At 71.8% G+C, this 24,390-nt stretch carries 28 protein-coding genes and 1 riboswitch; of the genes, 13 read left to right on the top strand and 15 right to left on the bottom strand.

The features are described 5' to 3' along the window. The first annotated feature begins 46 nt into the window (after positions 1 to 46). The gene (locus tag OHU35_RS06355; protein WP_189724420.1) at positions 47 to 610 is read left to right on the top strand and encodes a dihydrofolate reductase family protein; all 564 of its coding nucleotides are present in this window, start codon (positions 47 to 49) and stop codon (positions 608 to 610) included. Here OHU35_RS06355 and OHU35_RS06350 read toward each other — a convergent pair. The 3 genes from OHU35_RS06350 to OHU35_RS06340 are packed head-to-tail and all read right to left on the bottom strand — an operon-like array spanning position 607 to position 4,938. Next, the gene (locus tag OHU35_RS06350) at positions 607 to 1,506 is read right to left on the bottom strand and encodes an LLM class F420-dependent oxidoreductase (protein ID WP_405504984.1); all 900 of its coding nucleotides are present in this window, start codon (positions 1,504 to 1,506) and stop codon (positions 607 to 609) included. The two genes, OHU35_RS06355 and OHU35_RS06350, sit on opposite strands and share 4 nt — an antisense overlap. Positions 1,507 to 1,552: 46 nt before the next feature. After that, entirely contained in the window at positions 1,553 to 4,120 is a 2,568-nt protein-coding gene (locus tag OHU35_RS06345; RefSeq protein ID WP_189724418.1) for an ABC transporter permease, read from the bottom strand. Between the two features lie 5 nt (positions 4,121 to 4,125). Next, complete coding sequence (locus OHU35_RS06340) at positions 4,126 to 4,938, bottom strand: ABC transporter ATP-binding protein (RefSeq protein WP_189724417.1); 813 nt, start codon at positions 4,936 to 4,938, stop codon at positions 4,126 to 4,128. Between the two features lie 136 nt (positions 4,939 to 5,074). Between OHU35_RS06340 and OHU35_RS06335 the strand changes: the two genes are divergently transcribed. After that, on the top strand, positions 5,075 to 5,314 hold the full coding sequence (locus OHU35_RS06335) for a toxin-antitoxin system HicB family antitoxin (protein WP_184599608.1): 240 nt from the start codon (positions 5,075 to 5,077) through the stop codon (positions 5,312 to 5,314). Positions 5,315 to 5,318: 4 nt separating this feature from the next. Then, a complete protein-coding gene (locus OHU35_RS06330) occupies positions 5,319 to 5,693 on the top strand; it encodes a fic family toxin-antitoxin system, toxin component (protein WP_189724416.1) in 375 nt (124 codons plus the stop codon). Here the strand turns inward: OHU35_RS06330 and OHU35_RS06325 are convergent, their stop codons facing one another. From OHU35_RS06325 to bioB, 6 genes are all read right to left on the bottom strand, one after another. After that, positions 5,694 to 6,368 carry a class I SAM-dependent methyltransferase gene (locus tag OHU35_RS06325; RefSeq protein ID WP_405504983.1) on the bottom strand — a complete coding sequence of 225 codons (675 nt, stop codon included), beginning with the start codon at positions 6,366 to 6,368 and terminating at the stop codon, positions 5,694 to 5,696. 78 nt (positions 6,369 to 6,446) lie between these two features. Then, a complete protein-coding gene (locus OHU35_RS06320; protein ID WP_189724414.1) occupies positions 6,447 to 7,376 on the bottom strand; it encodes an endonuclease/exonuclease/phosphatase family protein in 930 nt (309 codons plus the stop codon). A gap of 8 nt (positions 7,377 to 7,384) precedes the next feature. Next, complete coding sequence (gene bla, locus OHU35_RS06315; RefSeq protein WP_189724413.1) at positions 7,385 to 8,284, bottom strand: class A beta-lactamase; 900 nt, start codon at positions 8,282 to 8,284, stop codon at positions 7,385 to 7,387. A gap of 82 nt (positions 8,285 to 8,366) precedes the next feature. Then, positions 8,367 to 9,092: a dethiobiotin synthase gene (gene bioD / locus OHU35_RS06310; protein WP_189724412.1), complete on the bottom strand. Its 726-nt coding sequence runs from the start codon at positions 9,090 to 9,092 to the stop codon at positions 8,367 to 8,369. 1 nt (position 9,093) lies between these two features. Beyond that, a complete protein-coding gene (locus OHU35_RS06305; RefSeq protein ID WP_189724588.1) occupies positions 9,094 to 10,374 on the bottom strand; it encodes an adenosylmethionine--8-amino-7-oxononanoate transaminase in 1,281 nt (426 codons plus the stop codon). 7 nt (positions 10,375 to 10,381) lie between these two features. Further along, entirely contained in the window at positions 10,382 to 11,554 is a 1,173-nt protein-coding gene (bioB, locus tag OHU35_RS06300; protein ID WP_189724411.1) for a biotin synthase BioB, read from the bottom strand. A gap of 150 nt (positions 11,555 to 11,704) precedes the next feature. Here bioB and OHU35_RS06295 point away from each other — a divergent pair, with 150 nt between their 5' ends. Next, on the top strand, positions 11,705 to 12,832 hold the full coding sequence (locus OHU35_RS06295) for an 8-amino-7-oxononanoate synthase (protein WP_189724410.1): 1,128 nt from the start codon (positions 11,705 to 11,707) through the stop codon (positions 12,830 to 12,832). Positions 12,833 to 12,913: 81 nt separating this feature from the next. Here OHU35_RS06295 and OHU35_RS06290 read toward each other — a convergent pair whose 3' ends face one another. Both OHU35_RS06290 and OHU35_RS06285 read right to left on the bottom strand, forming a co-directional pair. After that, positions 12,914 to 13,144 (bottom strand): DUF397 domain-containing protein, encoded by a 231-nt coding sequence (locus OHU35_RS06290; RefSeq protein ID WP_189724409.1) that lies wholly within the window; start codon positions 13,142 to 13,144, stop codon positions 12,914 to 12,916. A 10-nt stretch (positions 13,145 to 13,154) separates the two neighbouring features. Next, positions 13,155 to 14,015, bottom strand: coding sequence for a helix-turn-helix transcriptional regulator (locus tag OHU35_RS06285; protein WP_189724408.1), 861 nt, complete (start codon positions 14,013 to 14,015; stop codon positions 13,155 to 13,157). 213 nt (positions 14,016 to 14,228) lie between these two features. Here OHU35_RS06285 and OHU35_RS06280 point away from each other — a divergent pair, with 213 nt between their 5' ends. Continuing rightward, positions 14,229 to 14,687: an ATP-binding protein gene (locus tag OHU35_RS06280; RefSeq protein ID WP_189724407.1), complete on the top strand. Its 459-nt coding sequence runs from the start codon at positions 14,229 to 14,231 to the stop codon at positions 14,685 to 14,687. Positions 14,688 to 14,770: 83 nt separating this feature from the next. On the opposite strand, the gene OHU35_RS06275 is transcribed toward OHU35_RS06280, so the two are convergent. From OHU35_RS06275 to OHU35_RS06260, 4 genes are all read right to left on the bottom strand, one after another. Continuing rightward, positions 14,771 to 15,382: a DUF6328 family protein gene (locus OHU35_RS06275; RefSeq protein ID WP_189724406.1), complete on the bottom strand. Its 612-nt coding sequence runs from the start codon at positions 15,380 to 15,382 to the stop codon at positions 14,771 to 14,773. An 83-nt stretch (positions 15,383 to 15,465) separates the two neighbouring features. Then, on the bottom strand, positions 15,466 to 15,939 hold the full coding sequence (locus tag OHU35_RS06270; protein ID WP_189724405.1) for a C40 family peptidase: 474 nt from the start codon (positions 15,937 to 15,939) through the stop codon (positions 15,466 to 15,468). A 3-nt stretch (positions 15,940 to 15,942) separates the two neighbouring features. After that, positions 15,943 to 16,155, bottom strand: a riboswitch (cyclic di-AMP (ydaO/yuaA leader). A 345-nt stretch (positions 16,156 to 16,500) separates the two neighbouring features. Next, positions 16,501 to 16,809, bottom strand: a complete 309-nt coding sequence (locus tag OHU35_RS06265) for a hypothetical protein (RefSeq protein ID WP_189724404.1) — start codon at positions 16,807 to 16,809, stop codon at positions 16,501 to 16,503. 7 nt (positions 16,810 to 16,816) lie between these two features. Continuing rightward, positions 16,817 to 17,452 (bottom strand): ATP-dependent Clp protease proteolytic subunit, encoded by a 636-nt coding sequence (locus OHU35_RS06260; protein WP_189724403.1) that lies wholly within the window; start codon positions 17,450 to 17,452, stop codon positions 16,817 to 16,819. Positions 17,453 to 17,542: 90 nt separating this feature from the next. Between OHU35_RS06260 and OHU35_RS06255 the strand changes: the two genes are divergently transcribed. The 8 genes from OHU35_RS06255 (at position 17,543) to OHU35_RS06220 (ending at position 24,372) form a co-directional block, all read left to right on the top strand. Further along, on the top strand, positions 17,543 to 17,830 hold the full coding sequence (locus OHU35_RS06255; RefSeq protein ID WP_189724402.1) for a type II toxin-antitoxin system Phd/YefM family antitoxin: 288 nt from the start codon (positions 17,543 to 17,545) through the stop codon (positions 17,828 to 17,830). Positions 17,831 to 18,017: 187 nt separating this feature from the next. After that, positions 18,018 to 18,320, top strand: coding sequence for an urease subunit gamma (locus OHU35_RS06250; RefSeq protein WP_028808600.1), 303 nt, complete (start codon positions 18,018 to 18,020; stop codon positions 18,318 to 18,320). A gap of 12 nt (positions 18,321 to 18,332) precedes the next feature. Beyond that, positions 18,333 to 18,644, top strand: a complete 312-nt coding sequence (locus tag OHU35_RS06245; RefSeq protein WP_184599241.1) for an urease subunit beta — start codon at positions 18,333 to 18,335, stop codon at positions 18,642 to 18,644. Further along, positions 18,637 to 20,358: an urease subunit alpha gene (locus OHU35_RS06240; protein ID WP_189724401.1), complete on the top strand. Its 1,722-nt coding sequence runs from the start codon at positions 18,637 to 18,639 to the stop codon at positions 20,356 to 20,358. The genes OHU35_RS06245 and OHU35_RS06240 overlap by 8 nt, the downstream gene beginning before the upstream one ends. A 10-nt stretch (positions 20,359 to 20,368) precedes the next feature. Next, positions 20,369 to 21,043, top strand: a complete 675-nt coding sequence (locus OHU35_RS06235; RefSeq protein WP_189724400.1) for an urease accessory protein UreF — start codon at positions 20,369 to 20,371, stop codon at positions 21,041 to 21,043. A 147-nt stretch (positions 21,044 to 21,190) separates the two neighbouring features. After that, positions 21,191 to 21,868: an urease accessory protein UreG gene (gene ureG / locus OHU35_RS06230; RefSeq protein WP_189724399.1), complete on the top strand. Its 678-nt coding sequence runs from the start codon at positions 21,191 to 21,193 to the stop codon at positions 21,866 to 21,868. Continuing rightward, positions 21,856 to 22,629 carry an urease accessory protein UreD gene (locus OHU35_RS06225; RefSeq protein ID WP_189724398.1) on the top strand — a complete coding sequence of 258 codons (774 nt, stop codon included), beginning with the start codon at positions 21,856 to 21,858 and terminating at the stop codon, positions 22,627 to 22,629. The genes ureG and OHU35_RS06225 overlap by 13 nt, the downstream gene beginning before the upstream one ends. 141 nt (positions 22,630 to 22,770) lie before the next feature. Further along, complete coding sequence (locus OHU35_RS06220) at positions 22,771 to 24,372, top strand: alpha/beta hydrolase (RefSeq protein ID WP_189724397.1); 1,602 nt, start codon at positions 22,771 to 22,773, stop codon at positions 24,370 to 24,372. Positions 24,373 to 24,390: the final 18 nt, after the last annotated feature.

Raw genomic sequence — 24,390 nt, 5'->3', positions numbered from 1 at the left:
CGTCCGGCGGTCGTACTGTCGAACCCGTTACCGAGGAGGACTGCTGATGCGCAGCGTGACCTATTCGATGAGCGTCTCACTCGACGGCTACATCGTCGGCCCGGACGGCGGTTTCGACTGGACGGTGCCCGGCGAGGATGTCTTCCGCTTCTGGATCGACGAGATCCGGGACGTCGGCGTCCACCTGCTGGGACGACGGCTGTACGAGACGATGCTGTACTGGGAGACCGCCGACCAGGACGCATCGCTCGACGACGCAGGGCTCGAGTGGGCCGCGCTCTGGAACCCGCTCCCCAAGGTGGTGTTCTCCACCACGCTGTCGACGGTGCAGGGCCAGGCCCGCCTGGCCTCCGGCGGCGTGGCGGAGGAGATCGAGCGGTTGCGGGCCGAGCCGGGGGAGGGCGACATCGCGATCGGCGGCGCGACTCTCGCCGCCGAGGCGGCCGGGGCCGGCCTGATCGACGAGTACCGGGCCATGGTCTACCCGGTGCTGCTCGGCGGTGGCATCCCGTTCTTCCCCCGGCACGAGCGCCGCGTGGATCTCGAACTCGTCGAAACCCGCACCTTCAGCTCGAGCGTCGTCTACCTCCGCCACCGCGTGGCGCGCTAGTCGGCTCCACCCCCGCGCAACCGCTCGATGACCGGTGCGAACGCCTCCATGTACGGCTCCAGGACGGTCAGGTACGTGAAGCCGTAGCGCTCGCGCCGGGCCAGGACCTGGGCGGTGATCTCGTCCGTCGTGCCGACCAGGGTCACCGGAAGGTCCAGCACCTCATCCGCCGTCAGGCCCGGTACGCGGTCCAGCAGCGGCTGGACGGCGGCCTCGCGGTCCTCGGTGCCGATCACCACCTGCACGAGCAGGTTCAGCTCGGCCGGTTCCGCGCGGCCCTCCGCGAACTTCAGATAGCGTGCCACGCGCTCTTCGAGGTCGTCAGGGCTGATCGGCGTCAACTGCCCGGTGGTGCTGCCGGGTGCCGTGCGCGCACCGGTGAACGCCGCTATGTCGGCGTGCTCGGCGGCCAGCCGCAGCATCCGGTCGCCGTTCCCGCCGACCAGCAGCGGCACCCGCGGCCGCTGCGCCGCCCGCGGCTGGTGCTCCTCGGAGGCCAGCAGGCGCTCCAACTCCTCTATGGTGCGCCGCAGATGGTCCACCCGCTCGCCCGGCGAGCCGAACGGCAGCCCGGCCGACTCGTGCTCGTCCCGTGCGTAGCCGGTGCCTATCCCGAGCTCCAGGCGCCCGCCCGTCAGCGCGTCCGTCGTCGCCACCTCGCGGGCCAGCAGCGCCGGGTTCCAGAAACCGGCGTTGAGCGTGAAGGTGCCGAGCCTCGGCCGCTCGGTCGCCTCGGCCGCCGCCACCAGCGCCGGGAAGGGCGCGGGCATGCCCAGATGGTCGGGGACGAGGATCACGTCGTAGCCGAGCTCCTCGGCCCGGCGGCACTTGGCGCGCCACTCCTCGCCAGGGGCGGCCGTGAGCATGTTGATTCCGAAACGGAACGGGCGCGGCATGAACTCTCCTCACCGAGGGGGGACTTGAGTGACTGCCGCGATTCCATCATTCGTGGGCGATGGCCGCCAGTACATTCATGCGGGATGCACGCAACGCCGGCAGCAGCGCCGCCACCACACCCACCACCGCCGAGCCGATCACCACCGCGACGATCGTGCCCCACGGGATCGCGAGGGCCGTCATGCCCTGGAGCGCCAGCACCTGATGCGTGCACACGCCCCACACCAGCCCCAGCGCGAGCCCCAGGACCGCGCCGAACACCGCGATCACCACCGACTCCAGCCGGATCATCCGCCGCAGCTGACGCCGGGCCAGCCCGATCGCCCGCAGCAGCCCGATCTCCCGGGTGCGCTCGACGACCGACAGGGCGAGGGTGTTGACCACGCCGAGCACCGCGATGATGATCGCCAGCCCCAGCAGCGCGTACACGAGGTACAGCAGGACGGCGATCTGGTCGTGCACCAGCTGCTTGTAGTCGGCCAGGTCCCGCACCTGCACCTGCGGGTACGGATCCAGGGTCCGTTCCAGGTTCGCGCGCAGGTCGTCGTCGCTCGTGCCGGGGGCGGCGTTGACGTACAGCGCGGAGTCCTGCCCGCCCGGCGCGTACCGCTCCAGGGTGGCGAGGCCGAAGTAGAGCCCGCCCTGGGTGCCGAACCCCTCGGCGGAGTCCTGGTCGGTGAGGGCGCCGACCGTCAGCTCGGCCGAGCGTCCGCCCTGGAACTCCACCGGGACGGTGCTGCCCACCCGCACGCCGTGGTCGCGCGCGAAATCCCGGTCCATGGCCAGGCGCCCGTCCGCCAGCGCCGCCGCGGAGTCCCCTTGGACGTACGTGATGTTGGCGACCTCGTCGAGCCGCGGATCGTAACCCGCGGCGGTCGTCTCCACCCGGTCGCCGTCCGGCAGCCGCACCGCGACCGGTGTGAACCGCCCCCGCACGACCAGGCCCACGCCGTCGGTGCCGCGCACCTCGTCGGTGACCTCCTTCGGGAACGGCAGGAAGTTGGTGTTCTGGATCACGAAGTCGGCGCCCAGCGTCTTGTCGATCTGCTGGTCGAACGACCTGGTCATCGAGGCGCTCGCCACCGACATCCCGCCCACCAGGGCGAGACCCACCATCAGGGCCGCCGCGGTGGCCCCCGTACGGCGGGGATTGCGCAGGGCGTTGCGCTGGCTCATGCGGCCGATCGAGCCGAACAGCGCGGGGAAGGCCGCGCCGAGCACCCGGATCACCGGGCGCACCAGCAGCGGACCGGCGATCACGGTGGCGATCAGGGTCAGGACGACACCCAGCCCCAGCAGCGACGCCGCCGACGAGGTCCGGGTCGCCGCAGCGCACCCCGCGAGCGCCGCCGCCCCGGCCGCCCCGACGACCGCGCCCGCCACCGCGCGCATCCGCAGCGGCCGTCCCACCCCGGCGACCTCGGCGTCCGAGAGCGCGGCCATCGGCGAGACCCCCGCGGCCCGCCGCGCCGGGAGGTACGCGGCGACGAAGGTGACCCCGAGTCCGACGACGTACGCCGTCACGGGCGTCACCCAGCCGATGACCATCTCCCCGGCGTCGATGTTCATGCCGAGCAGGCCCATCAGCTCGATGAGACCGGCCGCCAGCCCGATCCCGGCCGCGAGCCCCAGCGTGGAGCCGACGAGACCGAGCAGGAGGGCCTCGACGAGGACCGAGCGTCGGACCTGGCGCCGGTCGGCACCGAGCGCGCGCAGCAAGCCCAGCTCGCGGGTGCGCTGGGCGATGAGCATGGAGAAGGTGTTGACGATCAGGAAAACGCCCACCAGCACGGCGATCCCGGCGAACCCGACCATCACGTACTTGATGACGTCGAGGAATCCGCCGAGCTGCTCGACGTCCGACTCGGCCTGCTCGCCGGCCGTCCTGAAGTCGTAGGTGTGCGCGCCCAGCGCGGCGGACACGCGCTGCTTGAGCTGCGCGTCGCTGACCCCGTCGGCGGCGTCGACCGAGATGCTGGTGGCACCCCCCGGGCTGCCCAGCAGCTTCGTCTGCGCGGTCCTGGTGTCGAAGAAGACCAGAGCGGCGCCGGGGTTGGTGGTGGTGAACGTGACGATGCCGACGACCCTGACCTTGAACGACCCGGGCGGCGCGATCACGGTGAGGGTGTCCCCGATGCGCACGTCCTTGCGGTCGGCGGTCTCCGAGTCGAGCAGCGCCTGGGCGGGCCCGCGCGGGGCGTGGCCGGAGGTCAGCTCCACGGGGCTGCGCTCGGTCGGGTTCCAGGCGGTGCCGAGCGTGGGTGCCCCGGTGGTCGGGCCCACCGGCTCGTTCTTCTCGTCGGCGACCGTGAGGCCGTCCACGTCCACCTCGGCGCGCGCCGCCGCGACCCCGTCGACCTGCCGCACGCGTGCGGCGAGCGCGGCCGGCAGGGTGGCCGTCCGGCCGGAGGGCACCGCCTCGTCGAGGTCCTCCTTCGGGCTGACCGTGACATCGGCCGCGGTGGAGGCGAACAGCCGGTCGAACGTACGGCTGACCGTGTCCGAGAAGATCAGGCTGCCCGCGACGAACGCGACGGACAGCAGGACGGCGAGCGCGGAGAGCAGCAGCCGCCCCTTGTGCGCCAGGAAGCCTCTCAGGGTCGCCTTGAGCACGGGGGTCAGTTCTCCTCGGCGGACGGGGTGTCCTCGAACCGGGTGCGGATCGAGTCGAACCTCTTCATGCGTTCCAGCACGGCCTCCGCCGTGGGCCGCTGCATCTCGTCCACGATCCGACCGTCCCCGAGAAAGAGCACCAGGTCCGAGTGGGCGGCGGCCCCCGGGTCGTGGGTGACCATGACGACCGTCTGGCCCAGCTGGTCCACCGCCTCGCGCAGAAAGCCGAGCACCTCCAGGCCGGCGCGCGAGTCGAGGTTGCCCGTCGGCTCGTCCGCGAAGATCAGCTCGGGCCGCGAGGCCAGGGCCCGCGCACAGGCCACGCGCTGCTGCTGGCCCCCGGAGAGCTGCGACGGCCGGTGCCTGAGCCGGTCCCGCAGGCCCAGGGTGTCGATGACCTGGTCCAGCCACTTCTCGTCGGGCTTCCTGCCCGCGATGTCCATGGGCAGGGTGATGTTCTCCAGCGCGTTCAGGGTCGGGATGAGGTTGAACGACTGGAACATGAACCCGATCCGGTCCCGGCGCAGCCGCGTCAGCTCGCGCTCCTTCAGCCCCGTGATCTCCGTGTCGCCGAGCCACACCTGGCCGGCCGAGACGGTGTCGAGCCCCGCCAGACAGTGCATCAGCGTGGACTTGCCGGAGCCCGACGGCCCCATCACCGCGGTGAACCGGCCCCGCGCGACATCCACGTCCACCGCGTCGAGCGCGAGCACGGTCGTCTCGCCCGAGCCGTACGCCTTGGTCAGACCGCGGGCGCGGGCCGCTACCCCGTCGGCCGACGCCAGGCCGGGGGCATGCTCCGCAGCAGGTGTGGACAAGGCCGCCTCCTCGGGGTGGATGTCCGGACTTCGTCGTCTTGCCCGAGGGTAATGTGACGCGGCCCACACTCGGTATCCTCCGCGAGTCGGAGTCCCGGCCTTGCCGGTGCTAGCACTCACGCGCTAGCTTCGAGGTATGGCGAAGACCCAGCTGAACGTGCGAGTCGACGAGGGCACCGCCCGAGCCGCCCGCGAACGCGCCCTGGCCCGCGGCATGAGCGTCAACCGCTACATCGAAGAGCTGGTCAGACAGGACACCGGCGAGGTGGGCCACACCTTCGTGGAGGCCGCCGCCGACTTCATGAAGCAGTACGAGTCCGTCTTCGCCGACGAATTCGGCGTCGACCGTGAGGGCACGCGCGAAGGTCGTCACTGATCCCTTGAACAACCTCGAGATCGATCTCGCCTGGCTGCTGATGCTCGCCGAGCACAAGACCCCGGGAGACCCCCAGGTCACCGACTGGGGAGCCCTCGTCGCCGCCGTCGCACGCCACCAGGCCGCCATATTCGACGTCCCCGTCTACGACAGCCCGCACGCCCGCGCCGCCGCGCTGCTCCAGCTCCTGATCCACGTCCCCGCGCTGGAACGCTCCAACGCCCTGTTCGCCTCCGCCGTCGCCTACGCGTACCTGGTCGCCAGCGGCGCCAAGGTCGTCACCTCGCCCGAGCAGGTCCGCGACCTCGCCAAGCTGGTCAAGAGCGGCGAGGCATCCGTGCGGGACATCGAGCAGCAGCTGCGGCAGTGGAGCCTGTGACTAGGAGCCGACCGGGCGCCATGCCGTGCCCAGCACGCAGTACGAAGCGGGCAGGGTCGGTCCCTGCTCCGGCATCAGCACCTGCCGGTAGGGGCCGAGTTCGAAACCGGCGTCCCGCAGCGCCCGCACCGGCTCCCGCGACAGGTGGCAGCCCCCGTTCAGCGCCGGCCACACCGTCCGGTCCAGCGCGCGCTGGCTGAAGGTCATCACCCGGCCGCCGCCCCGGCCGTGCTCGAAGAACCGCACCTCACCGCCCGGCCGCAGCACCCGCCGGAGCTCCCCGAGCGACCGGGGCACGTCCCGCACACTGCACAGCACCAGCGACACCACCGCCGCGTCGAAGCCCTCGCTCTTGACCGGCAGCGCCTCGGCCGCGCCCGGCACCACGTCCACCGGCACCTCGGCGCGCAGGGCGGCCTCCACGGCCAGCTGCCGCAGCCGCCGCTCCGGTTCGATGGCCACGACCTCCGAGACGGTGCCCGGGTAGTGCGCGAAGTTCAGCCCGTTGCCCGCGCCGATCTCGAGCACCCGCCCGGACAGCCCGTCGAGCAGTCTCTCGCGCACCCTGCCCATGCCCATCCGGGTCTCGGCGGCGACGCTGATCCGGGCGTAGTAGCGGGCGAACAGCGGATGGTGCACGGCATCCCGCGGCACCTTGCCGGAGCGGAGCGGCATGGGGACCTCCCTGCTAGGCGGACCTACCAGGATTGTCCCCCGCGCGGCCCCGGCGCACCCCTGCCGCCCACAACGCGACTAGCCCAGACGGACCCGGCCGAGCACCGGAAGATGATCACTCCCGGTCGCGTCCAGGGCGGACACCTCCGTCACCTCGGCTCCTCTCCCCAGCACCTGGTCGATCCGCGCCACCGGAAAGGAGGCCGGCCAGCTGAACGCGAACCCCGTGGGAGGGGCGTCCAGTTGGGAGGTGAGCGGTCCGAGTCCCCGGTCCAGCACCGTGCCGTTGAGGTCGCCGACCACCAGGAGCCGGCCGGCCGGGTCGTCCGCGATCCGTGCCCCGAGCAGTGCCGCGCTCTCGTCACGGGCCGCCGACGCCAGGCCCGTCGGGCCCAGCCGGACGGACGGCAGATGGACCACATACACGGCGATCTCTCCGCCCGGCGCGGACACCGTGGCCCGCAGGCCGCGCTGCCAGCTCTCCGGAAAGCCCTCGGGCCGGATGTCCACGGGCCGCACGTCCGACAGGGGCCAGGCCGACCACAGACCCACCGTGCCGTGGACGGCCCGGTGCGGCCGGGAGCCGCCCAGGACGTCCTGGTACGCGGGCCGTGCGGCAGGCGTCAGTTCCTCGACGGCCACCAGCTCCGCACCCGTGGCGAGCAGAGCCCGTGCGGTGCCGGAGTGGTCGGCGTTGTCATCGGCCACGTTGTGCTGGACCACCGTCAGGTCGTGCGACTTCGGGGGCGAGGAGAACCACAGCCCGCCGAACATCCAGAACCAGACGGCCACGGGCAAGAGACAGGCGAGCAGCCCCGCCTTCGACCGCTTGAGCGCGGCGAGGCAGCCGAGCAGCGGCACGGCCACGCCCAGCCACGGCAGAAACGTCTCCAGGAGACTTCCGAGGCGCCCGACCCCGTTGGGCACGGCGGAGTGCAGGGCCAGCAGGCCGGCGACACCGACGGCGCCCGCGACGAGCCAGGCGTCCCACGACCGCCCGCCTCTCACCCGCACTGCTAGCCGAGTTCCGACGCCAGCACCGCGGCGGCCCCGGCCACCAGCGGGTTGTCGGCCAGGGCGTCCTCCTCCGGCTGGGTGGTCAGGACGGACATCACGATCGGCGGACCGTCCGGCGGCCAGGTGATGCCCACGTCGTTGTTGGTGCCGTACCGTCCTCCGCCGGTCTTGTCGGCGACCAGCCAGTCGGCGGGCAGCGCCTTGCGGAACTTCTCGTCGCTCGTGGTGTTGCGGAGCAGCCAGTCCGTTAGCCGTGCGCGGTCCCGGGGCTCCAGAACGTCGCCGAGCACCAGACGGGCGTAGGTCAGGCCGACGGCGCGCGGGGACGTCGTGTCGGTCACGCGCCACGGTTCCGCGCTGTTGAGCTCGGGCTCCCAGCGGTCCAGCCGGGTGACCGGGTCGCCGATCGAGCGGCAGAAACGCGTGACGGCGGTCGGTCCGCCCAGCTCCACGAGCAGCAGGTTGCCCGCGGTGTTGTCGCTGAAGCGGATGGTGGCGTCGCAGAGTTCGCCGACGGTCATGCCGGTCGCGACGTTCTTCTCGGTGACAGGGGAGTACCCCGACTTCTTGACGTAGTCCTGGGTGTAGTGGATGCGCTTGGCCAGGAACTCGCCGTCGCGGTCGAGATCGCGCAGGACGGCCGCGGCGGCCAGCGCCTTGAACACCGAGGCCATCGGGAAGCGTTCGTCCGCCCGGTAGGACACGGTCCGGCCCGTGCGCAGGTTGCGGGCGTAGACGCCCAGTCGCGCGGTGTGCTCCTGTTCGAGCTCCCTCAGCCGTGCGGTGACGCCGGCCGTACGGGGTAACGCGTGGGCCGTGCCGCCGCCGAGTGAGAGAGCGGCGGCGGCGCCCACGACGAGGGCCGTGCGGCGGGACGGGCGTGAGTGTGTCGGGTGCAAGGTGTTCCCTCCAGAGGTGATCACGTACGTAGTCCAACACGCGATCACGCCCCCGCCGGTTTCACCGCGCGCCCGCCGGGACTCAGGACGCCGGGGGAGCCTCCCGCACCCGGAACGCCTCCGCGTCCCACGTACCGTCCAGGCGAGGCGCAAGCCACTGCGGCGCGGCCGAGCGGAAAGCGGCGGGGGAGAGGCCCCCCGACCCCGCGGGCACGGAACCCAGCAGTGGCGCCCCGGCCACGTCCGGCAGATCGGCCAGATTGCAGCGGGCGGCAAGGTCCGGCGCCGCGGGCCAGCTCCCGATCACGATCCCGGCCAGGTCCAGCCCACGGGATCGGAGTTCACGCGCTGTCAGCTCCGTCGTGTTCAGGGTGCCGAGTCCCGCCGGCGCCACGACCAGCACCGGCGCCGACAGCAGCCGGGCCGCGTCCGCCAGGGTGCCGCCGGCCGCGTCGAACCGTACGAGCAGTCCGCCCGCCCCCTCGACCAGCACCAGGTCGTGCTCGGCGGCCAGCTTCGCGGCGGCGTCCGCGATCTCGTGCGGGTGCACCGGGGCGCGACCGGCCCGGCGGGCGGCCGTGGCCGGGGCCAACGGCTCGGGATACCGGGCGAGTTCGGCCGTCGTCACGGCGCCCGCGAGACGCGCGACCTCGGCGGCGTCCCCCGGCTCGTCCGGCCGTACGCCCGTCTGGGCGGCCTTCAGCACGGCCACCGAACGGCCGGCCGCCCTCGCCGTCGCGGCGACGGCGGCGGTCACGACCGTCTTGCCGACCTCCGTGCCCGTGCCCGTGATCACCAGTACCGTCATGTCATCCCTCCCGCGCCGCCGCGCACACCGCCCGCGCGATCCGCGCCACGTCCGCGTCGCCCGTGACGTACGGCGGCATCGTGTAGATCAGATCGCGGAACGGCCGCAGCCACACGCCCTCGCGTACGGCCGCCTCGGTGGCCGCCTTCATGTCCACGGGGTGGTCCAGCTGCACCACCCCGATCGCGCCGAGGACCCGCACGTCCGTCACCTGCGGCAGGTCCGAGACGGCCGAGAGCCCGTCCCGCAGCCCCGCCTCGATCCGCTTGACCTCCGCGAGCCAGTCCTGGCCGAGCAGCAGCTCGATCGAGGCACAGGCCACGGCCGCCGTCAGCGGGTTGCCCATGAAGGTCGGGCCGTGCGCGAGCACCGGCACCTCGCCCCGCGAGATGCCGTCGGCCACCCGCGCGGTGCACAGCGTCGCCGCCATGGTCAGATAGCCGCCGGTCAGCGCCTTGCCCACGCACATCACATCCGGCGTCACGGCCGCGTGCTCCGCCGCGAACAGCGCGCCCGTACGGCCGAACCCGGTCGCGATCTCGTCGAACACCAGCAGCACGTCGTGCGCGTCGCACGCCTCGCGCAGCACCCGCAGATAGGCGGGGGAGTGGAAGCGCATCCCGCCCGCGCCCTGCACCACCGGCTCGACGATCACCGCGGCCAGCTCGTCGGCGTGCCGCTCGACCGTCGTGCGCAGGTGCTCGGCGTAGGCCTCGTCGTACTCGGCAGGCGGCGGGTCCGCGAACACCTGACGCTGGAGCGCCCCGGCCCACAGCTCGTGCATCCCGCCCTCGGGATCGCACACCGACATCGGCTGCCAGGTGTCGCCGTGGTAACCGCCGCGCCAGGTCAGCAGCCGCCGCTTGCCGGGACGGCCCAGCGAACGCCAGTACTGCAGGCACATCTTGACCGCGACCTCGACCGACACGGACCCCGAGTCGGCGAGGAAGACGTGCTCGAGGCCGTCGGGTGACATGTCGACAAGGAGCTTCGCCAGTCGTACGGCGGGCTCGTGGGTGAGCCCGCCGAACATCACATGGCTCATGCGCTCCAGTTGCCCGCGCGCCGCCTCGTTGAGCACCGGGTGGTTGTAGCCGTGGATCGCCGACCACCAGGACGACATGCCGTCGACCAGCTCTCCCGAGCCGTCGGCGAGGCGCAGCCGCACCCCGCTCGCCGACTCCACGACGAGCGGTTCCTGCCGTCCGGGCATCGGGCCGTACGGATGCCACACATGCCGCCGGTCGAGCTCCAGCAGCTCGGGCACCGTCAGCTCGGGCACCGTCCGCTCAGGCATTGGGCGCGAGGTCCGTTCCGGCGCCCCGGCGGCGGACGGCGACCAGGTCGGTACGGGCATCGGCGGCCGTACGGGGCTCGGCGGCCTCCGGGGCGGCGTCGGAACCGCAGCCTCCGCCACCCTCGGAGCCGCAGACCCCGCCGCCGTCGTGGCAGCCGCCGGACCGGTGCTCGGGCAGCGTCACCTGGTCGGTGCCCTCCACCTCGAACCCGGCGTCCGCGATCATCTCGAGGTCGGCCTTGCCCGCCTGGCCCTCGGTGGTCAGGTAGTCGCCGAGGAAGATCGAGTTGGCCAGGTGCAGGGCGACCGGCTGCATCGAGCGCAGATGGACCTCCCGGCCGCCCGCGATGCGCACCTCGACGTCCGGGCACACGAAGCGCACCATCGCCAGGATCCTGAGGCAGCGCTGCGGGGTGAGGTTCCACTCCTTGGCCAGCGGGGTGCCTTCGACCGGGATCAGGAAGTTGACCGGAACCGAGTCCGGGTCCAGCTCGCGCAGCGAGTAGACGACGTCCACCAGGTCCTCGTCCGACTCGCCCATGCCGGCGATCAGCCCGGAGCAGGCGGAGAGGCCTGCCGCGTGGGCCTTCTCGACCGTGTCCACGCGGTCGGCGTAGGTGTGCGTGGTCGTGATCTCCCCGTACGTCGCCTCGGACGTGTTGAGGTTGTGGTTGTAGGCGTCGGCACCCGCCTCGCGCAGCCGCTCGGCCTGCCCGTCGGAGAGCAGGCCGAGGCAGGCGCACACCTCGACGCCCTCGTTGTTGTCCTTGATGGCCTTGATCGTGTCGGAGACCCGGTCCACGTCCCGGTCGGTCGGACCGCGCCCGCTGGCCACCAGGCACACGCGCTTGGCGCCCCCGGCCACACCGGCAGCCGCCGCGTCGGAGGCCTGGTCGGGTTTGAGCCAGGTGTACTTCAGGATGCCGGCCTGGGAGCCGAGCCGCTGCGAACAGTAGGAGCAGTCCTCGGGACACAGGCCGGACTTCAGGTTGACGAGATAGTTGAGTTTCACCCGTCGGCCGAACCAGTGCCGGCGCACCTTCCCGGCCGCGGCCACCACATCGAGCAGGTCGTCGTCGGACGTCGCGAGGACGGCAAGTGCCTCTTCACGGGTCGGCAGCTCGCGCCGAAGCCCCTTGTCCACCAGCGTGTTCAGCAGGTCCATGAGAGCCGATCCTGTCCTACGGACCCGCTCCGGGCCAAGGAGAGTTCGTACAACAGAGTCGCTTCGAGGTGTGGGTATTGCCACATACTGACCTGCTGGTGGTCCCGCTAGTGTCTGTGCACTGCCTACAAATTTCCCGGAGGACCACCCATGGCGTTCGGCTGGATCGACGAGCAGGCGCGGGTGCGCCGCCGCGCCGGACTCGTACGGACTCTGCGCCCCCGTCCGGCAGCTTCGCCGCTCCTCGATCTGGCGAGCAACGACTACCTGGGGCTGTCCCGGCACCCCGAGGTCACCGAGGGCGCGGCCCGTGCCGCGCGGGTCTGGGGCGGCGGCTCCACCGGCTCCCGGCTCGTCACCGGCAGCACCGAGCTGCACGCGGAACTGGAACGGGAACTGGCCGAATTCTGCGGTGTCGAGGCGGCCCTCGTCTTCTCCTCCGGCTACGCGGCCAACCTCGCGGCGGTCACCGCGCTGGCCCCGCACGGCTCTCTGATCGTCTCCGACGCGGGCAACCACGCCTCGCTCATCGACGGCTGCCGGCTGGCCCGTGGCACGACCCAGGTGGTGGCGCACGCCGAGCCGGACGCCGTGCGCAAGGCCCTCTCGACACACGAGGGCGCGGCGATCACGGTCTCCGACACGGTCTTCTCGGTCGACGGCGACGCGGCCCCGCTCGCGGCCCTCGCCGCGGCCTGCCGGGAGCACGGTGCCGGGCTGGTGGTCGACGACGCCCACGGCCTGGGCGTCCTCGGCGACGGCGGCCGCGGCGCCCCGCACGCGGCGGGGCTGGCGGGCGCCGACGACGTCGGCGTCACGGTCACGCTGTCCAAGTCGCTCGGCAGCCAGGGCGGAGCCGTCCTCGGCCCCGCCCGGGTGATCGACCACCTGGTCAACGCGGCACGGACGTTCATCTTCGACACGGGACTCGCCCCCGCGGCGGCGGGGGCGGCCCTGTCGGCCCTGCGGCTGCTGCGCCGCGAACCGGAGCGGGCGGCACGGGCCCGCGCGGTGGCGAGCGAACTGCACGCACGCCTGACCGCCGCGGGTCTGGAAGCGGTACGTCCGGACGCCGCGGTGGTCTCGGTGCGTGCGCCCTCTCCCGAGGACGCCGTGCGCTGGGCGGCCGAATGCCGCGCGGCGGGCCTGGCCGTGGGCTGCTTCCGTCCTCCTTCCGTGCCCGACGGCATCTCACGACTCAGGCTGACCGCCCGCGCGGACCTGACCGGGGAACAGATCGAACGCGCTGTACGGCTGATCGGGGAGACGCGGCCATGAGTCGGCGTGACACGGCCGTGCGTCACACGATGACGGACTGAACGATGGCGGACTGAACGATGGCGGGCTGATCAGAAACGGTCAGATGCGGTCGACCGCGGCCGTGAACTCCGCCCAGCTCCCCGGTGAGAAGAGCAGCGCGGGCCCGGCCGGGTCCTTGGAGTCGCGCACGGCGAGCAGTCCGGCCCAGGGCGGGGTGTCCGGACACGCGGTCTCGACGCAGTTGTTCGCGCCGGTGCTGTAGCTGCTGCGCAACCACCGCACACCGTGCAGTTCGATGCTTGAGGGGACATGACGAGGCAGTGCACGCATAGGTGCCTCCTTACGCGCCGGCGGCTGTCCCGGCGATGTAATCCAACGAGTCCTCGGGCGAAAGGGCGTGGATCTGAAGGGCGTTGAAGGCCTCCGTGTAGGCCTGGAGGTCTTCTTTCCGCTCGAGGTAGAGGCTACTCGTCAAGTGGTCGAGAACAACAACGTTCAGATCAGAAGTGCTCGAAAATGAGAAGACAACGAAAGGGCCGGTGACGCCGATGTGTGCCCCGGCGGCGAACGGCAGTACCTGGAGCCGCACTTGGGGCAGGCGCGCCGCCTCGACCAGCCGCTCCAGCTGCCGGGCCATGACCCCGGGCCCGCCCACCTCCCGCCGCAGCACGGCCTCGTCCAGGACGGCGCTCAGTTCCAGCGGCGGATCCGCGCGCAGCACGTCCTGGCGGGCCAGTCGCACCTCGACCAGCGTGTCGAGCCGGTCCTCCGACAGCCCCTCCACCGCGGCCTTCGTCACCGCACGCGCGTACTCGGGCGTCTGGAGCAGCCCCGGGACGACGGTGGTCTCCAGCGTGCGCATCGCGGTGGCCTGGGACTCCAGGCTGATGAAGTCCCGGTAGGTCGGCGGCAGCACCCCGCGGTAGGCGTGCCACCAGTGGTGCCGGCCGCCCCCGTCGTCGGACTCCGCCAACACCAGGAGCAGCTCGCGAAGTTGGGAGTCTTCCACACCGTAGGCGTCGAGAAGTAACCGCACATCGGCCGGTTTCACCCCGCTCGTGCCCGTCTCGATCCGGCTGACCTTGGACTGGTGCCAGCCCACCAGCTGGGCCGCCTCACCGCTGGTGAGACCCGCCGAGGTGCGCAGCGCGCGCAGTTCGGCGCCCAGTTTCCGGCGGCGCACCGCGGGACCGTGCTGCATGGGCTTCTCCTTACTCCTTCCGAGCCACCCCAATACGGTCTCGCGTCGTAGAGTTCACCGCTTTGGGCGACAGATATATGCATATCTTGGTGGATCGCCGCCCTTCGCGGGTGTTCTGGTGGCACTCTGGCGGCGAAGCACCAGTCCGGGACCGTACTCGAACCATCCGCTCCGTGTCGGACTGCGGTCCCGTGGGAAAGGGACGACGTCGCCATGGCAGACCATTTGGAAACATCCGTCACTCTGCCGAGCGATCCCGCCTCGGTCTCCGCAGCGCGTGCCTACGTGGTGGACACGCTGGCGGAGTGGGGCCTGCCGGCGGACACGGAAGTGTCCGACACCGTCCGGCTGATCATCTCCGAGCTCGCCACCAACGCCGTCCAGCACACCTTCGGGCAGTCACCCACGTTCACGGTGGACGTCGTGCTCGACCGCGACGAACGGCTGCGCGTCGGTGTCACGGACAGCCACCCACGGCTCCCCAGACGGCTCCCCGCCGCCGTCCAGCAGGACAACGGCCGCGGACTGGTCATCATCCGCTGGCTGACCGCCGAATGCGGCGGCAGGCTCAGGATCCGCCCCACCCGTGAGGGCGGCAAGACCATCTCCGTCGAACTTCCGTGGACCGTCCCGGCCCAGCCCATGACGGCGGCGGGACAGCAGGAGCCGTAAGCCTCACCGCGGCACGCCGGCCCCGAGCGCGCGCACCCCCACCGGCGTGACCGACGTCCGCGCCGCCCTCTCCCCAAAGCCTGTCACCGCCGCCGCAGCGACGCCTCTCGGCGCGACGCTCCTCCCCGACGCGGTGCGGGGATCCTGACGGCGCCAGGGCGCGCCGCCTTCTCGACAGCGGGCTCCGGTTCCCCGCAGCCGCCGTTCGTCGCCTGCCGCAGCCCCGCCCGCCGCACCAGCCGGGGGAGCAGGCCCCACAGGCCGACGCAGACCAGGAAGGTCGCCGCCCCCGCGGCGATCCCGCCGGCCCGGCCGGTCGTCACGTCCACCACCAGCAGCACGGACCCGCTGAAAGCGAACACCAGCACGATCAGGCCGGTCGTGGCCAGTCGTGAGGAGACCTGCACGATGCGGGGCTTCGCGCCCTGCTGGAAGAGCGAGCGGTGCAGCGCGGCCGGCGCGGTGAACAGCGCCGCGGCCAGGACCGCCAGCAGCAGCGTGCTGACGTAGGTGACGCGCTGGGCCGTGTCGAGGGACGAGAAGCGCGAGGTGAAGGCGAGCGACAGCAGGAAGGCGAACAGGATCTGTACGCCCGTCTGGGTGACCCGCAGTTCCTGGAGCAGCTCGACGAAGTTGCGGTCGGCGCGCTGCAGTGGCGTCTCGCCGCGTGCGGTGCAGGGACTGTGCTCGGCCATGACGCGACGAGTAACCACTTGAGCCCGTGTCACGCTCCCGGCGTGCGGCGGCGCGTCTCAGGCGTCGCCGCACGCCGGGTGGGTCACTTCACGCGCCCGTACCAGACGCTCTTGGTCCAGATCTTCTGCAGCCGCACCACGTCCCCGCTCTTCGGGGAGTGCCAGAGCTTGTTCTTACCCGCGTAGATACCGACGTGGTACACGTTCCGGCCCGAGTGGAAGAACACCAGGTCTCCCGCCTTGCGGTTCTGGGCGGAGATGTGGCGGGTCTTGTTGTACTGCTGGGCGGCCGTGCGCGGCAGCTTCTTGCCGGCCTTCTTGAACGAGTACAGCGTGAGGCCCGAGCAGTCGAAGCGGTGCGGGCCGGTGGCGCCGTACTTGTAGGGCGATCCCTTCTTCGAGGCCGCTATCTGGAGTGCCTTGGTCGCCGGCGTGGCTGCCGCTGCCTCGGAGGAGAAGCCGGGGGCCACGATCGAGCCGCCCACGGCGGCGATGGTGAGGGCCGAGGCCGTACCGGCCCGGACCATGAGCGACGGGACACGATTGAGCGCAGTCATGCGCAACCCTTCGTCAGCCGCCTGTGAAGGATGACCTGTCGGATTCGGGCTGGCGAAGTTGCCCGGCCGCTGACGCGGCTTCACCCCAAGGGCTGCTCGGGACCGGTCATGGCGTGACCGTCCCGGCGACCCGTCGTGCTTGGGTCCTCCACTCCTGCCGATCCACTCCTGTCGACCGGTCATCCAGGCGGCGGCAGGACTCGGCGTCCGCCCGGATCGCCCCGCCGCTGTGGCGGGGGCTTGTCGTCAGTCAGGGATCTTGACTGATGGTTGTCATGAAATCCCAACGGAACCGGGGATTTGTGTTGTTACTCACCACTCACCCGTTCGGGTGGACACGTCTGTGTTCGAGTCGGTGTCCACCGTGCCGCGCACCGCCCGACCAGCGATGGAATGTCCCATTCCGCCCCTCCGTCGTGCGCGTCGCGCAACCGTGACGGTCCAAAAATTGGTGCCCCGTCTACTCCGAACAGCGGTACGTCGTTTGGCCCGTTTCGACTCAGGCCCGGACGCCGCGTCGACGGAGCGAGCGTCCGGGCCGCTGGATCCGCCGGCTCCGTGTCAACCGACGGACTCCGGGGGCAGGGTGACACGGGCGGTCCGGCGCTCGCCGTCCAGCACCCGCAGGGCCCGGGCCAGTGTGTCGGCGTGCAGTTCCGTCTCGCCCCGCTGGTGCATCAGGGCCAGCGCGTCGCGCAGCGCGGTCGCCTTGCCGACCAGGGCCTGGGCGGCGCGCAGTCCGCGGTAGGTGTCGCCGTGCAGCGCCGGGTTGATCCGGCCGAGCAGGTCCACGACCTCCAGGTAACGGTCGATCAACTCCGCCTCCGCTCGGGTCAGGGCGGGCAGCGGAGGCAGTTCGGGCGGCAGCACCGGCGGCTCACCTTCCGGTCGGCGCGGCCATGGTGGCCTTGCGGTTGGGGACGATCCGGTCCACCAGGCCGTACTCCACCGCCTCCTGGGCGGTGAGGATCTTGTCCCGCTCGATGTCCTCGCTCACCTGCTCCCGGGTGCGGCCGGTGTGCCGCGCGAGCATCTCCTCCATACGGGTCCGGATCCGCATCAGCTCGTCGGCCTGGATCGCCAGATCGCTGGCCTGTCCCTGGACCGGCTCGGGCAGGGCGGGCTGATGGATCACCAGGCGCGCGTCCGGCAGCATGGATCGCTTGCCCGGCGTGCCCGCCGCCAGCAGCACCGTGGCGGCCGCCCCGGCCTGGCCCAGGCAGACCGTCTCCACGTCGCAGGTGACGTAGCGCATCGTGTCGTAGAGGGCCGTCATCGCGTGGAACGCGCCGCCGGGGGAGTTGATGTAGAGCTGGATGTCGCGGTCCGGCGCCTGGTGCTCGAGGTACATGAACTGGGCCATCACGTCGTTCGCCGAGATCTCGTCCACCGGCGCCCCGAGGAAGACGATCCGCTCCTCCAACAGCTTCGAGTACGGGTCCATCGTCCGTTGTCCGGAACTCGTGCGTTCCGTGAACTCGGGCAGCACGTGACGGGCGGACGGTCGGGTCATGGTGAACCCCTCCTCGCGGGCAGGGCTGTCTCCGGCGACAGCTTCCTCTGTAAAAAATGTACAGGACGTACGTGCCGTTATGATGGGGGCATGGCCTACGAGATTCCGGTGACGCAAGCCAGGGCTGAGCTCGCCGACCTGATCAACCGCGTGGTGTACGCCGGCGAGCGCGTCGTCGTCACCCGGCACGGCAAGCCCCTCGTCGCCCTCGTCTCAGCCGATGACCTGCGGCGACTCGAAGAGGCCCAGGAGCTCGCGGAGCCCGCCGAGGAGCAGGTGATCAGCGCCGTCTCCACGGTCCGCGAGGTCGCGTCCGCTCCTCGCGAACGACAGCGGTTCGGGATCGCGGCGGAACACCGGGGAGCCAACCCGGCGTAGGCCGGATCCCTCTCGCAGGGGCCCTCCGGCCCTCCGGACGTCGTACTCACAGGCCTGAAGGATCACGGCTCGGTTAACGTGCCCGAAACTCGGTCCAACTAGCCTGCCGCCACGCCACCAGGGCTTTTCCCCGGGGCTGCGGCAGCCGGGCCCCGCACGGTCCGGAGCGAGGACTGTGAGGTGGGACGTGCAACTGACCCCGCACGAGCAAGAGAGACTGCTGATCCACGTCGCGGCCGACGTGGCCGAGAAGCGCAGGGCCCGCGGGCTGAGGCTGAACCACCCCGAGGCGGTCGCGCTCATCACCTCGCACATCCTCGAAGGCGCCCGTGACGGCCGTACCGTCGCCGAACTCATGTCCTCCGGACGCAAGCTGCTCACCCGGGACGACGTCATGGAGGGCATCCCGGAGATGATCCACGACGTCCAGGTCGAGGCCACGTTCCCGGACGGCACCAAGCTCGTCACCGTCCACGACCCGATCGTCTGACGGGGAGCCGCCGTGATTCCCGGAGAGATCCTCTTCGCCGACGACCCGATTGCCTACAACGAGGGCCGCGAGGTCACCCGGCTGACCGTCCTCAACGCCGCCGACCGGCCCGTCCAGGTCGGCTCCCACTACCACTTCGCCGAGGCCAATCCCGGCCTGGAGTTCGACCGCGCCGCGGCCCGCGGCAGGCGGCTGAACGTCGCCGCCGGCACGGCCGTGCGCTTCGAACCCGGGATCCCCGTCGACGTCGAACTCGTTCCGCTCACCGGCGCCCGTGTCGTGCCCGGTCTGCGCGGTGAGACCGGAGGTGCCCTCGATGCCTGAGATCTCGCGTGCCGCGTACGCCGACCTGTTCGGCCCGACGACCGGCGACCGGATCCGGCTCGCCGACACCGACCTGCTGGTGGAGATCGAGGAGGACCGCTCCGGCGGCCCCGGGCGCGCCGGTGACGAGGCCGTGTTCGGCGGCGGCAAGGTCATCCGCGAGTCCATGGGCCAGGCGCGTGCCACGCGGGCGGAGGGCACCCCGGACACCGTGATCACCGGAGCGGTGATCATCGACCACTGGGGGATCGTCAAGGCCGACGTCGGCATCCGCGACGGGCGGATCACCGGCATCGGCAAGGCCGGCAACCCCGACACCATGGACGGCGTCCACCCGGACCTGGTCATCGGCCCGGAGACCGAGATCATCGCCGGCAACGGGCGGATCCTCACGGCCGGCGCGATCGACGCGCACGTCCACTTCATCTGCCCGCAGATCGCCGACGAGGCGCTCTCGGCGGGCATCACGACTCTCGTCGGCGGCGGTACGGGCCCGGCCGAGGGCTCCAAGGCCACCACCGTGACCCCCGGCCCCTGGCATCTCGCGCGGATGCTGGAGGCGATGGAGGCCTTCCCGCTCAACATCGGCCTGCTCGGCAAGGGCAACACCGTCTCGCACGAGGCGATGCTGTCGCAGATCCGCGGCGGCGCGCTCGGCCTGAAGCTGCACGAGGACTGGGGCTCGACCCCGGCCGTCATCGACGCCTCGCTGACCGTCGCCGAGCGGACCGGCATCCAGGTCGCGATCCACACGGACACGCTCAACGAGGCCGGTTTCGTCGGCGACACGCTCGCCGCGATCGCCGGGCGGGGCATCCACGCGTACCACACCGAGGGCGCGGGCGGCGGGCACGCGCCGGACATCATGACCGTGGTCTCCGAGTCGTACGTGCTGCCGAGCTCCACCAATCCCACCCGGCCGTTCACCGTCAACACCGCCGAGGAACACCTCGACATGCTGATGGTCTGCCACCACCTCAACCCCGCGGTGCCGGAGGACCTGGCCTTCGCCGAGTCCCGGATCCGGCCGTCCACGATCGGCGCGGAGGACGTGCTGCACGACCTGGGCGCGATCTCGATCATCTCCTCCGACTCCCAGGCCATGGGGCGCGTCGGTGAGGTCGTCATGCGGACCTGGCAGACCGCGCATGTGATGAAGCGGCGGCGGGGTGCCCTGCCCGGGGACGGACGCGCCGACAACCGCCGGGTCCGTCGCTATGTCGCCAAGTACACGATCAACCCGGCGCTCGCCCAGGGCCTGGCCCGGGAGATCGGTTCGGTCGAGAGCGGCAAGCTGGCCGACCTGGTGCTGTGGGAGCCGGCGTTCTTCGGCGTCAAGCCGCAGCTCGTCATCAAGGGCGGGCAGATCGCGTACGCGCAGATGGGCGACGCGAACGCCTCGATCCCCACGCCGCAGCCGATCCTGCCGCGCCCGATGTACGGGGCGATCGGGCGGGCACCGGCCGCCAACTCCCTCAACTTCGTCGCCCCCTTGGCCGTCGAGGACGGGCTGCCGGAGCGGCTGGGGCTCGGCAAGCGGTTCGTGGCGATCGACTCGACGCGCGGGGTCACCAAGGCCGACATGCGGGAGAACGACGCGCGCCCGGATGTGCGGGTCGACCCCGACAGCTTCGCGGTGCACATCGACGGGGAACTGGTCGAGGCGTCGCCCGCGGCCGAACTGCCCATGGCGCAGCGCTACTTCCTGTTCTGAGGACGCCCTGATGTCACGAGCAGCGCTTCTCGTCCTGGCCGACGGACGTTTTCCCGCCGGCGGCCACGCGCACTCCGGCGGGGCCGAGGCCGCGGTCAAGGCCGGGCGGATCAAGGGGGCGGCGAGCCTCGCGGACTTCTGCCGGGGGCGTCTGCACACGGCCGGATCGGTGGCAGCGGCGCTCTCCGCCGCTGCCGCGCTCGGGATCGACCCCGTCGCGCTGGACCGTGCCGCGGACGCCCGTACGCCGTCGCCCGCGCTGCGGGTCGCCGCGCGGAGGCTGGGGCGCCAGCTGATGCGGGCCGCCCGGTCGACCTGGCCGTCCACCGAACTGGACGCGCTGGCACGGGAGTTCCCCAAGGGGGCCCATCAGCCGGTGGTGCTCGGACTGACGGCGCGGGCGGCCGGACTGGGGCCGGTCGACGCGGCGTACTGCGCGGCGTACGAGAGCGTGAGCGGCCCCGCCACGGCGACGGTGCGGTTGCTGAGCCTGGATCCCTTCGACGCGACGGGCGTGCTGGCCCGGCTGGCGCCGGAAATGGACCAGGTCGTGGACCGGGCGGTGGAGGCGGCGCGGAGAGTCGTCGACGAGGGGGTGGACGCCTTGCCGGCGGGCTCGGCACCGCTGCTGGAGATCGGAGCGGAGGCGCATGCGGGGTGGCCGGTACGGCTGTTCGCGTCATAGCTGCACTCTGAACGTCCCGTAGACCATCTCCCCCAGGGGCGCGGGGAACTGCGCGACCAGCCCCCACTCACCCGCACCCCGACACCCGCGCCCGCCACCCGAACCCGGTCGCCCCAAACCAGGGCCCGCCCCACCAGGAGCCGCACCATGCACCTCGACCACAACCACGACAGTTCCACCGCCGTAAGTGCCGACGCCCGTCGGCCTGACGGCACCCGCAGAGCGCTCCGTATCGGCCTCGGCGGACCCGTCGGGTCCGGGAAGACCGCCACCGTCGCCGCGCTCTGCCGGGCGTTGCGGGACGAGCTGTCGCTCGCGGTCGTCACCAACGACATCTACACCCGGGAGGACGCCGAGTTCCTGCTCCGGGAAGCCGTGCTGCCGCCCGAGCGGATCACCGCAGTGGAGACGGGGGCCTGCCCGCACACCGCGATCCGGGACGACATCTCCGCCAACCTGGAAGCGGTGGAGGACCTGGAGGACGCCGTCGGACCACTGGATCTGGTCCTCGTGGAGTCCGGCGGTGACAACCTCACCGCGACCTTCTCCAAGGGGCTCGTCGACGCACAGGTCTTCGTGATCGACGTGGCCGGGGGCGATGATATCCCGCGCAAGGGCGGGCCGGGCGTGACCACCGCCGACCTGCTCGTCGTCAACAAGACCGACCTCGCACCGTACGTCGGCTCCGACCTCGCGCGCATGGCGGCCGACGCCAAGGCCCAGCGGGCCGAACTACCGGTCGTCTTCCAGTCGTTGCGGAGCGAGTCCGGGGTGACGGAGGTCGCCGCCTGGGTGCGGGCACAGCTCGCCGCGTGGACGGCGTGAGCGTGCACGGTGCCGGGGTGCGGTCCGTGGCGCGGATCGTCGCCCGGGACGACGGCCGGGGCGGGACCTCCCTGCCCGTGCTGGAGAGCGACGGACCTCTGGCGCTGCGGCGGACCAGGGCCAGTGGCTCCGAGGCGCGGGTCATGCTCGTCGGGGCGATGAGCGGGCCGCTCGGCGGCGACCACTTCACCGTGGAGGCCCGGGTGGAGGAGGGGGCCCGGCTGTCGGTCGGGTCGGCCGCCGCCACCATCGCGCTGCCGGGGCAGGCGAAGAGCGAGGCACGCTACGACGTGCGGATCGGCGTCGCCGACGGTGCCGAACTGCACTGGCTGCCGGAGCAGTTGATCTCCGCCCAGGGCAGCGACCTGTACGTCACGACCCGCGTCGACCTCGCCGCCACCGCCCGGCTCGTGCTGCGCGAGGAGCAGGTGCTCGGGCGCGCCGGTGAGGAACCCGGACGGCTGACGAGCCGTCTGACCGTGCGGATCGCCGAGCGGTCCGTGCTCGACCAGGAGCTGGCCTGCGGGCCCGGCGCGCCGGGCGGCTGGGACGGGCCCGCCGTGCTCGCGGGACACCGGGCGGTCGGGCAACTGGTCGTCGTACGGCCGGAGTTCGCCACCGAGCCGGTGACGGCCCGGACACTGGGCGAGGGGGCCTCGGTCGTGCCGCTCGCCGGGCCCGCCGCACTGGTGACCGCCGTGGCGCCGGACGCGCTGCGGCTGCGGCGGCTGCTCGACGAGGCGCTGACGTCTCTCGAGTAGGCGCCCGCACGGGCGTCCGTAGAGCAGAATCCCTTCTCCGTTTATCGGATTGGCAAAGAAGCGCGACGGACCCTGTTCTCAGCGACCTCACAGCCGCGAGGATCCCCGTACTGATCGCAACGATGTACGGGGAGGTCCCCCTTGAGGGGTACGAGACCGAAGAGGCGGGTGGCGGCGCTCGGTTCGGCCGGAGCGCTCGTCACGGCCACGCTGATAGCCGGCGCCGTCGCGGCGCCCTCGGCGAACGCCAGCGCGGGCACCCGCCACGGCCAGGACCGCGAGGCCCGGGGCGCCGCGGTCGCCGCCGCCCGGGCCGCGAAGGCCGGTATCGACTGGCAGGACTGCCCCGCCGACTGGAATCTGGCCAAGCCGATCCAGTGCGGGTACGTCACGGTGCCGCTCGACTATGCCAAGCCGCACGGCAAGCAGATCAAGCTCGCCGTCGACCGCATCGGCAACACGGGCACGAAGGCCGAGCGGCAGGGCGCGCTCCTCTACAACCCCGGCGGCCCCGGCGGCTCCGGACTGCGCTTCCCCGCCCGGGTCACCGGCAAGAACCCGGTGTGGGCCAACGCCGCCAAGGCCTACGACTTCGTGGGCTTCGACCCGCGCGGCGTCGGCAAGTCGGCGCCCATCTCCTGCGTCGACCCGCAGGAGTTCGTCAAGGCACCCAAGATGGACCCGGTGCCCGACTCCGAGGCCGACAAGCTCGCCCAGCGCAAGCTGGCCCGCGAGTACGCCGAGGGCTGCAACGACCGCAGCGGCGCGATGCTGCCGCACATGACCACGCCGAACACCGCGCGTGACCTCGACGTCATCCGCGCCGCCCTCGGCGAGAAGAAGCTCAACTTCCTGGGCGTCTCCTACGGCACCTACCTCGGCGCCGTCTACGGCACCCTGTTCCCGGGCCATGTGCGCCGCATGGTCGTGGACAGCGTCGTCAACCCGTCCCGGGACAAGATCTGGTACCAGGCCAACCTGGACCAGGACGTCGCCTTCGAGGGCCGCTGGAAGGACTGGCAGGACTGGGTCGCCGCGAACGACGCGACCTACCACCTCGGCACCACCCGCGCCGCCGTCCAGGAGAAGTGGCTCCAGTTGCGCGCCACGGCGAAGAAGAACCCCCTCGGCGGGGTCGTCGGCCCGGCCGAGCTGATCTCCTTCTTCCAGAGCGCCCCCTACTACGACTCCTCGTGGGCCCCGGTCGCCTCGGTCTTCAGCAAGTACGTCGCCGGAGACACCCAGGCGCTCGTCGACGCCGCCGCCCCCGACCCGTCCGACACCGCGGGCAACGCCTCCGCCGAGAACGGCAACGCCGTCTACACGGCCGTGGAGTGCGCCGACGCCAAGTGGCCCACCAACTGGCGCACATGGGACCGGGACAACACCCGGCTCCACAAGGACCACCCGTTCATGACCTGGGCCAACGCCTGGATGAACCTGCCGTGCGCCACCTGGCCTGCCAAGCAGCGGACGCCGCTGGACGTCAAGAGCGGCAAGGGCCTGCCCGGCGTGCTCATCGTCCAGTCGGACCACGACGCGGCCACGCCGTACGAGGGCGCCGTCGAACTGCACAAGCGGTTCAAGGGGTCCCGCCTGATCACCGAGAAGGGCGCCGGTTCGCACGGCGTCACCGGGCTGGTCAACCCGTGCGTCAACGAGCGGGTGGACAGCTACCTGCTCACCGGCGAGCTGGACCGTCGCGATGTGACCTGCTCACCGCACGCCACGCCCAAGCCGTAATAGCGGCCGGGGGGGGGG

This window comes from Streptomyces purpurascens (assembly GCF_045040895.1).
Classification (GTDB): domain Bacteria; phylum Actinomycetota; class Actinomycetes; order Streptomycetales; family Streptomycetaceae; genus Streptomyces; species Streptomyces purpurascens.
This window is presented reverse-complemented; position numbering and strand designations above follow the sequence as displayed.